Source organism: Nocardia caishijiensis NBRC 108228, from assembly GCF_001612825.1.
GTDB lineage: Bacteria > Actinomycetota > Actinomycetes > Mycobacteriales > Mycobacteriaceae > Nocardia > Nocardia caishijiensis.
In genome coordinates this window covers 77038-84594 of sequence record NZ_BDBE01000022.1, presented here as the reverse complement: position 1 = coordinate 84594, position 7557 = coordinate 77038, and the positions used below count along the sequence as shown (strand labels likewise).

General features: G+C 67.6%; 7 protein-coding genes. 3 read left to right on the top strand and 4 right to left on the bottom strand.

The genetic code is table 11. The features are described from left to right. Positions 1–155: 155 nt before the first annotated feature. Both pth and NC7_RS06280 read right to left on the bottom strand, forming a co-directional pair. Complete coding sequence (gene pth / locus NC7_RS06285) at positions 156–734, bottom strand: aminoacyl-tRNA hydrolase (RefSeq protein WP_067980113.1); 579 nt, start codon at positions 732–734, stop codon at positions 156–158. A 20-nt stretch (positions 735–754) separates the two neighbouring features. Continuing rightward, positions 755–1372: a 50S ribosomal protein L25/general stress protein Ctc gene (locus NC7_RS06280; RefSeq protein ID WP_067980110.1), complete on the bottom strand. Its 618-nt coding sequence runs from the start codon at positions 1370–1372 to the stop codon at positions 755–757. Between the two features lie 322 nt (positions 1373–1694). Between NC7_RS06280 and NC7_RS06275 the strand changes: the two genes are divergently transcribed. Then, positions 1695–3335, top strand: coding sequence for a peptide chain release factor 3 (locus NC7_RS06275; RefSeq protein ID WP_067980162.1), 1641 nt, complete (start codon positions 1695–1697; stop codon positions 3333–3335). A gap of 17 nt (positions 3336–3352) precedes the next feature. On the opposite strand, the gene NC7_RS06270 is transcribed toward NC7_RS06275, so the two are convergent. Then, positions 3353–3910: a nuclear transport factor 2 family protein gene (locus NC7_RS06270; RefSeq protein WP_328821101.1), complete on the bottom strand. Its 558-nt coding sequence runs from the start codon at positions 3908–3910 to the stop codon at positions 3353–3355. Between the two features lie 232 nt (positions 3911–4142). Further along, entirely contained in the window at positions 4143–5015 is an 873-nt protein-coding gene (locus NC7_RS30020) for an Abi-alpha family protein (RefSeq protein WP_084458051.1), read from the bottom strand. 337 nt (positions 5016–5352) lie between these two features. Here NC7_RS30020 and NC7_RS06260 point away from each other — a divergent pair, with 337 nt between their 5' ends. Beyond that, entirely contained in the window at positions 5353–6675 is a 1323-nt protein-coding gene (locus NC7_RS06260; protein ID WP_084458060.1) for a DUF445 domain-containing protein, read from the top strand. Next, positions 6666–7556 (top strand): Abi-alpha family protein, encoded by an 891-nt coding sequence (locus tag NC7_RS06255; protein WP_084458049.1) that lies wholly within the window; start codon positions 6666–6668, stop codon positions 7554–7556. The genes NC7_RS06260 and NC7_RS06255 overlap by 10 nt, the downstream gene beginning before the upstream one ends. Position 7557: the final 1 nt, after the last annotated feature.

Sequence of the window (7557 nt, the reverse complement as noted above, 5' to 3'; positions counted from 1 at the left end):
GGGTCGTACGGGGCTGGGAGTGCGGTCATGGCGGACTCGAGTAGCGCCGTATGGCCGGGAATGCGGAAGGGTGGTCTCCCAGGTGATGGCTCGCCGGGAGGCGGCTGCGGGAAGGTCCGCGGTTCGGGGGAACCGTCACAAGCGCGGGTGGGCGCTCAATGTAGTTGGTTCTGGGCGGTTTCCAGGCCTGCCTTCAGGAGTAGCTCTACCGCGTCGGCGGCTTGCTCCACTATCACCGGTACCTCTTTGCGTTCGGGGGCCGCGAAGGGTTTGAGGACGTAGTCGGCGGGGTCCTGGCGGCCGGGTGGGCGGCTGATGCCGATGCGGGTGCGCAGGTAGTCCTTGGTGGTGAGGGCCTGGGAGATGGATCGTAGGCCGTTGTGACCGCCTTCGCCGCCGCCCTGTTTGAGGCGGATGGTGCCGAACGGGAGGTCCAGTTCGTCGTGGACGACGATCACCTGGGCGGGGGGAACCTGGAAGAACTTGGCGAGGGCGGCGACGGGGCGGCCGGACAGGTTCATGTAGGTGCGTGGTTTGGCGATGAGGATCTGGCGGCCGTCGAGGCGGGCCTGCAGCAGATCGGCGCCGGACTTCTTGTGCACGGCGAAACGGCCGCCGACGCGCTCGGCGAGCACGTCGGCGACCAGGAAGCCCACATTGTGGCGGGTGCGCTCGTATTCGGGGCCGGGGTTGCCCAGCCCAACTACGAGTGCGGGCCCGGAGGATTCGGTCATCGGCCGAACCGTCGAGTGTCTTACTCGGTCTCTTCGGCGGGGGTGTCGCCCGCCTCGGCATCGCCTTCGCCCTCTTCGTCGAGCTGAGCGGCCGACGGGGCGGCGATCACGTTGATGACGAGCGCTTCGGCGTCACCGGCGAGGGTCACACCGGCGGGCAGCTCGATGCCACCGGCCAGGATCTGGGTGCCTGCCTCGATACCCTCGACGGAGACCTCGATGGTCTCGGGCAGCTTCAGCGCGTCGGCCTCGATGGAGATGGTGTTGGCTTCCTGGGTGACCAGGGTGCCCGCGGCGGCATCGCCCGCGACGACGACGGGGACGTCGGTGACGACGCGCTCGCCACGCTTGACGATCAGCAGGTCGGCGTGCTCGATGTAGCGACGGATCGGGTGGACGACGACCGACTTGGTCATGGCCAGCTGCTGCTTGCCGTCGACGACGAGGTTCAGAATGGCGTTGGTGCCGTGCTCACGCAGGATGGCGGCGAAGGCCTTGGCGTTGAGCGACAGGTGCTGCGGCTCGGCCTGGTGGCCGTACAGCACGGCGGGCACGTTGCCGTCGCGACGGGTACGGCGAGCGGCACCCTTACCGAATTCGGTACGGACGGCGGCTTCGATCTGGTTCACGTCGGACATGACTGATGCGCTCCTACGGCTCTTCCGGGCTGGTCAAGGGCGACCCATCTACCGGGGTCTTGGTCTACTCGTCGGACGAAGAACGAACGAGGACGACCAGGAAGGCCGAGCCGCGTCGATCACGGTGAGCACACGGGGTGCGACTCACCCTCGCCGAGACAACCCCACAACCATACCCCACCGACATCGCCCACCTGAAACCGCTCCCACGTCCGATTCCCAACCATCACGCCCCGACCTCCAGGAGGGGCAGGCCGTCGCGGCGGGACCGGAGGGGCCGCGACCTCGAGCGCGCCAGCGCTCCAATAAGCTCAGCTGTGTGTTGACCGAGCCCGGAGAAAGCGCCACACCCACTCCACGCGGATTGCCCGCCGAGGTGGCCCGTCGGCGCACGTTCGCCGTGATCTCGCACCCCGACGCGGGTAAGTCGACGCTCACCGAGGCGCTGGCATTGCACGCGAAGATGATTTCCGAGGCGGGTGCCATCCACGGCAAGGCGGGTCGCAAGTCGACCGTCTCGGACTGGATGGAGATGGAGAAGGCGCGCGGTATCTCCGTGAGTTCGACCGCGCTGCAGTTCAATTACCGCGCGGCCGGTTCGACTGTCGACAATGTCATCAACCTCGTCGACACCCCCGGTCACTCCGATTTCTCCGAGGACACCTACCGGGTGCTCACCGCCGTCGACGCCGCGGTGATGCTGATCGACGCCGCCAAGGGCCTCGAGCCGCAGACGCTGAAACTGTTCCAGGTGTGCCGCCATCGCGGCATCCCGGTGATCACCGTCATCAACAAGTGGGACCGTCCCGGTCAGGCGCCGCTGGAACTGCTCGACGAGATCAGCGAACGCATCGGCCTCACCCCGACCCCGCTGTTCCTGCCGGTCGGCATCGCGGGCGATTTCCGCGGCCTACTGCGTCGCGGACCCGAGGGCGCGGCGACCGAGTACATCCACTTCACCCGCACCGCCGGTGGCGCGACGATCGCGCCCGAGGAGTCGCTGACGCCCGCCGAGGCCGAGGCGCGCGAGGGCGAGGCGTGGACCACCGCCGCCGAGGAGAGCGAACTGCTCTCGGCCACCGGACAGGACCACGACCAGGAACTGTTCCTCGCCGGGCAGACCTCGCCGGTCATCTACGCCTCGGCGATGCTGAATTTCGGTGTGCGCCAACTGCTGGAGACGCTGGTCGCGTTGGCGCCAGCGCCCGGCTCCCGCGCCGACGTGACCGGCAAGGACCGTGCGACCGACGACCCGTTCAGCGCGGTGGTGTTCAAGGTGCAGGCGGGTATGGACACCGCCCACCGCGACCGGTTGGCGTTCATGCGGATCGTGTCGGGTGAGTTCGAGCGCGGCATGGTCGTCACGCACGCCCAGACCGGTCGCCCGTTCGCGACCAAGTACGCGCTCACGGTGTTCGGCCGCGAACGCACCACCGTCGACACCGCCTACCCCGGCGACGTGGTCGGCCTGGTGAACGCGACCGCACTGGCACCGGGACACACCCTGTTCGTCGACAAGAAGGTCGAGTTCCCGCCGATCCCGAGCTTCGCCCCCGAACACTTCGCGACGCTGCGCGCCCAGAGCGCGGGCAAGTACAAGCAGTTCCGCAAGGCCATCGACCAGCTCGACTCCGAAGGCGTCGTGCAGGTGCTGCGCAACGACGCGCGCGGTGACGCCTCGCCGGTGCTCGCCGCGGTCGGTCCCATGCAGTTCGAGGTGGTCACCGCGCGGATGCAGGCCGAGTTCAATGTCGAGACCCAACTCGACTTCCTCGGTTACAGCCTGGCCAGGCGCACCGATGCCGAATCGGCGCCGGAGCTGGACCGCCAGCGCGGGGTCGAGGTGTTCACCCGCACCGACGGTGCGATCCTCGCGCTGTTCAGCGACAAGTGGCGGTTGCAGTACATCGAGAAGGAACACCCGGACCTCACCCTCGAGCCGCTGGTCGCCACGGCAGACTAGCTGTCTGGGTCGCGAGGCTACGCCTCGGGTTCGCGTTCCACCCGGGCGACTTCCTGGGAGATCATGCCCCAGCGGCTCGCGGTGAGTCGCAGGCTCGGCAGGTCGCTGAGCGAGAGGACGACCTCGTAGGTCCGTTCGTAGCCGGTGTGCGCGATGCGCCAGTACCCGTCGTCGCAGCGCACGTAGCGGTCGGTATAGAACGCGGCGCCGTGCAGGCACATGTTGTGTTCGGGAATGAGCACGGTGTCGGCGAGGTACCAGGTTCCGGTGGCGGTGTCGCCGTCGACGTCGATCTCGGGGTGGTCGCACCGGTGCTCGGTGATGACGTGCGGACCGAGGGTGTTGCGCAGGAAGGCGAGGAACGCCTCGCGCGACTCGAACTGCAGGTATTCGCTGTAGGTGGCGGTGGCCTCGGGGACGAGGGTGTCGGCGAACTCGTCCCAGGACTTGGTGTCCAGCGTGCGCAGGTACCGGAATTTCAGTCTGCTGATGGCGGTGACGTCGTCGGGGTGCTCGGGCGGACGCGGCTTCGGCGGCTCGGGCTCGGCGGCGGCCTGTTCGTCGTCGGCGATCACGCTGTCCGTGCCGTAACCGGCGACCAACGGCTCCTCCGCCCCGGGTAACAGCGGCCCCGGGCGTTCGGGACGCACGTCGACCTCCTCGACACGCGCGTTCACTGACCCGGGCCCCTGCTCCATCTCTCCACGATCCCACCGGATCGCTCTCGCGAGGCGTATCTGTACCCGATCGCTACCCCTGTCGAAACCGGAGCGTGACCTGCGACCGTCGCGCAGGCGGCCCTCCGGCCTAGCCGATGGTGAAGCAGGTGCGGCAGAAGTCCTCGCCGAACTCCGACAGACGCAGGCTCTTGCGCACGATCTTGGGCGCGCGGCCCGCCTTCTTGAGCGCTTCCTCGACCACCGGCTGCACCTCGAGCACCATGTAGCGACTGAGCACGACCGGGTCGTCGGAGGTGAGGGTGAGGCCGAGACGGTTGAGGTTGATGAGGTAGGAGCGAGCCCGGTCGGGATACCGCACCCCCGCCTGCTCGGGTACCGAGGTCAGGTCGCCCTGCACCAGCTCCGAGCCGATGCCGAGCGGGCGGTTGGTGCGCACGTCGACGGCGGGCTGGGGGCCGTTGAGTGCCATGAACCGCAGGATGCGCGCTTCGTCGGGGGCGATCTCGTCGAGGATGCGGTCGTAGGCGGGGTGCACGTCCTCGGTGAAGTAGACGTCGGCCGAGCGGGCGAGCAGGGCGTCGCCCCGGCGGCGCAGATCCTCGGTGGTCGAGGAGCGCAGGTACGGGCCGACGGCGAGGGACTGCTGCGCCGAACCGTTGGCGGTGGGCACGTAGCTGACGATCTCGCGCACCGAGCCCTCGGTGACGCCGAGCGCGCTGCGGGCGATCGAACGCAGCGCGTTGCCGGTGCGTTCGGCGATGTCGGCGGACGACTCACCGTCGAGCGCGGCCTGCGCCAACTCCTTGGTGACCTCGTAGGTGGTGCCGACAGCCCACTGGCTGCCGCGCACGGCGGTGCCCGCGGCCAGTCCGGCGGCCCGGAAGACGCCGCGGATCAGGCGGGCTTCGTTACTGATCTGTCGCTGCTCGACATCCGAGCTGCGCTCGACGGCGCGGGTACCGGCACGGGCCAGGTCCTGTCCGGTCCTGTCGTCTGTCAACGTCCTACTCCGAAGTCTCGCCGTGGACAACGATCGCCCACCAGATTATTGCCCGACCACGCTCCAGGCACAGTGCGTCTACCGCGCGCCCCTACCCGCGCCTCGATTGTGGCCTGTCACGAAATGTGGTGCTGATCATTGTTCCGACTCGGTGGGCCGAGTGCGGCATCCGTGACAGGTTCTGTGACTGATGTCTCAGACACTACCCTGTGGCCTGGAGCACGGCGAATGGACCCGGTTCCGTACCTCACAGTAGGGTCACCTCGCCGCGGGGGTGCTAGTTTTTTGAACGCCGGTGCGGGCGGTGGTCACCGGGTATCGGCAGGAGGGTGTCGTAGTGCTGGAAAGTGTGTTCGGTATACATCCGACGCTCCTGCTCGAAATTCTGACCATCCCGTTGTTCACAGGCGTCATCGGTTACATCACCAACTGGACCGGCATTCTCATGCTGTTCCGGCCGCTCGAGTTCCACGGCGTCAAACTGCCCGGGCTGCGCACGGTGTTTCCCTACCTGCCCAAGCGCATCCAGGTATTGCCGCTGCTGAGTTACGACGGCCGCATCGGCTGGCAGGGCATCGTCCCCTCGCGCGCCGACAAAATGGCGAGCATCGCCGTCGACAAGGGCCTGTCGAAATTGGGCAGCGTCTCGGACTTCTACCGCGAACTCGAGCCCGACAAACTCGCCGAGCACCTGGCCGAGGTGGCCGACGCGCAGATCCGCGACATCGTCGAGGTCATCCTGCGCCGCGAGCATCCGCAGCTCTGGTACAACCTGCCCACCCAGGTCAGGGAGATGATCCACCAGCGGGTGCGCTCGCAACTGCCCGAGATTCTGCGCGAACTCACCATCGAACTCGGCACCAATATCGATCAGCTGCTCGATGTGAAGCAGATGGTGATCCGCTATTTCCAGGCGCGCCCGCAATTGCTCAACCAGTTGTTCCAGGTGCTCGGCGCCAAAGAACTCCGGTTCATGCAGAATTTCGGTTTCTATTTCGGCGCGCCCTGCGGTCTGCTGCTGGTGCTCGCCCTGCACACCACCTCGCTCTCACCGCTGGTCGTGCTGCCGCTCGGCGGCATCGTGATCGGCTGGGTGGTGAACTGGGTGGGTCTGAACATGATCTTCGCGCCCGCCGAACCCAAGTGGTGGTGCCCATGGCGCCAGGGTCTGCTCATCAAGCGTCAGCCCGAAATCACCTCCGGCTACGCGGCTCTGGTCTCGACCGAGGTGCTCACCGTCGCCAATATCGGTGACGAACTGCTCAACGGCCCGCGCTCGGATCGCACGCTGCAGATGCTCGAGGACACCCTGCGCCCGGCCGCCGACCGAGCCCTCGGACCGGCCAGACCCGCGGTGAAGTTCATGCTCGGCAGCCGCGAATACGACTCGCTGCAGTCCACCCTCACCGCCGAGGCCATGACGATCGCGCCCATGGCCTTCGCCGACCCGGCATTCAACGTCCAGCAGGGCCGCCAGGTCAACGAATTCATCGCCAGGCAAATGTCCGCGCTTTCGCCGCACGACTTCGTGGACATGCTGCGCTCGGCGATCAAACAGGACGAATGGTTGCTTTTCGTCCATGGCGGCGCGCTCGGGCTCATTGCCGGATACGCTCACATCCTGGTCTTCGGAACTGGAGTAGCGACGACATGGATGTAGACGACGGACCCCCGTCCACCGAACTGGTGCGGCGGTCGGTGCCGTCGCCCGATACCCGCCGAGGGGTGCTGCCGGTGTCGCCGGTACGCACCGTCCGCGCGGCGACCGGTGTCGCCCGCGTGGCGATCACCGCCGCGTCGGGGATGACGATGTGGACGCTGGACACCGCGGTCGGTGTCACGGTCACGGTGCTGCGCGGCAGCATCGCGGGGGCACCGCCCGCCGAGGTGCTGGCCGACGCGGAAACCGAGGTGCGCGATCGTCTCCGACTCGCCCTCGGCCTGCCCCCGAGTGGCGAACAGCACGGTGGCCCGGGCATGCCGACCCTGCGCGAACAGGGCGCCGAACTGCTTCGGCTCTCGGCGAGTACCCATGCGGTGGCACCGGATTCGCATCCCGCCTACCCCGGCATCCTCGCCGAGATCACCCCCGACGAAGCGCGCATCCTGCGGTTCCTGCACGTGGACGGACCGCAGCCGTCGATCGACGTGCGCACCGGACGTCAGCGGGCGTTCGGCGGCGAACGTCTCATCAGCGGACTCACCATGCTCGGCGAGCACGCGGGTCTGCGTTTTCCGAACCGGGTCCCGCAATACCTGCCGAACCTGCGCAGGCTAGGACTCATCGAGTCCACCCGCGAACCGGTGGGCAACCCCAGCCGCTACCAGCTGATCGAGGCCCAGGAGCAGGTGCGAGAGGCGTTGAAGCGCGCCAGTTTCGGCACCAAGGTGAGCTACCGCAGCATCGTGCTCACCGAGTTCGGCGCCGACTTCGTCCAGACCTGCCTACCCGTCGTCATCAACGACGGACGCGAAGCTGCCCCGCCGCTCCGCGACTTCGGGCCGGACTCGGGTGCCCGGTCGCGCAGCGTCGGCGGCTGAC

What these genes read in the sequence shown, in the direction of transcription:
- pth (WP_067980113.1), bottom strand. Translation starts at nt 734, where the DNA reads ATGACCGAATCCTCCGGGCCCGCACTCGTAGTTGGGCTGGGCAACCCC.
- NC7_RS06255 (WP_084458049.1), top strand. Translation starts at nt 6,666, where the DNA reads ATGGATGTAGACGACGGACCCCCGTCCACCGAACTGGTGCGGCGGTCG.
- NC7_RS06280 (WP_067980110.1), bottom strand. Translation starts at nt 1,372, where the DNA reads ATGTCCGACGTGAACCAGATCGAAGCCGCCGTCCGTACCGAATTCGGT.